Origin of the sequence: Nocardiopsis flavescens, from assembly GCF_900141985.1 — a bacterium.
Taxonomy (GTDB): Bacteria; Actinomycetota; Actinomycetes; order Streptosporangiales; family Streptosporangiaceae; genus Nocardiopsis; species Nocardiopsis flavescens.
This window is the reverse complement of the sequence record NZ_FQZK01000067.1, coordinates 1-1,249: the sequence shown is the minus strand read 5'-3', so window position 1 is coordinate 1,249 and position 1,249 is coordinate 1. Positions and strand designations below refer to the sequence as shown.

General features: G+C 53.1%; 1 protein-coding gene and 1 pseudogene. Both read right to left on the bottom strand.

From position 1 onward, the window contains the following. Positions 1-258 (bottom strand): annotated as a pseudogene (locus BUE45_RS31035) (hypothetical protein); the annotation flags it as partial. 32 nt (positions 259-290) lie between these two features. After that, complete coding sequence (locus BUE45_RS32320; RefSeq protein WP_143173572.1) at positions 291-677, bottom strand: hypothetical protein; 387 nt, start codon at positions 675-677, stop codon at positions 291-293. Positions 678-1,249 lie beyond the last annotated feature (572 nt).

The window sequence follows — 1,249 nt, the reverse complement described above, 5'->3', positions numbered from 1 at the left end:
GTCGATCGCGTCGACCCACGCCTTCAAGTCGGGGACCCAGAAGGGGTGTTCATCAGTCGCGATGACCACATCCCCGGCCGCCACCGGACCCGGGAGGCCGGCGTTCTCGGTGTCGACCTCGACCACACCCGCGGAGACGGTCTCGCCCTCGGGGGCGTCGCGTTCGGTGGTGGGGTCGATGGTGATCTCGACCAACGCCTTTGCACCCGAACCCAGGATCGTCGCCAGCACCGTCCGCGCCGACTGCTCACCCATCATGAAAGATCTAGGTTAATTTAAAAAATATTATATCAATTTTCAAGCCCCCACAGAGAAGAATAAATTTCCCTCCCAAGGGCTCGAACATTCTCGCTATAGAACCCATATTTTTCATGAAAACATTCCTCGGAAGATAGACTTAAAGAAACAAAACCCAGCACCCTCAAAATAACGCCGACTTCTTCAAATGTTAATTCGAGATCCACGTTCCTTTTCGATCGAAAATCAACACTGTGGTCCCTCGCCGCCAGAAGTTTATCAGAAATCCCTCCTGTTGCAGCATCTACAACTATCGAAGGATAGCTGTCACTACCCATGTCAATGAGAACCCTCCTAATCAACTCGAACTGAACTGGAGTGAGACTGAGAAGATAGCCTCTTCCGACTCGCCGCACCCTCACCCTCTGATACATCCCCATCTACCCCAGTCGATTAAATAGTCTATTAAAATCATCAGCAGACTGATGATATCCATGGACCATGTATGAATTCTGGACTATCGTCACACCCCTACCGCGAGGGTCAATCCTAGTCTCGTCGCGCCTGGCAGTCGTTCCAAGCGCCCTTCTATCCACATGAGTCATCCCCAGGTCACGCTGCCCAGCAAAGTACTCGGCCATCCTGTTCACATCCTGACCAATTCCATTGATATTGTGATCAGTTGCTTCCTTGACAGAATTGCATTCTGCACACATTCTCTGAACATTCCAGTCCACACCATCTGCAACGTCATTCCCATGGCGATCTTGAATTGACGCATGCATTTCATCACTGATTCCACCACAGTTGTGGTTGAGGACATCGAGCGCCCTTGTGGCCACATGATAGGTGTGAACACCCTGGACCGTCAGGTTATGGACCGTAGCGGACTGGGACCAGGCCTGGATCGCGTTGACCTGGACCCAGGTGCCGGCAGAGGTCTGCAACCACATGCCCGGGGCCAGGTCGATCGCGTCGACCCACGCCTTCAAGTCGGGGACCCAGAAGGGGT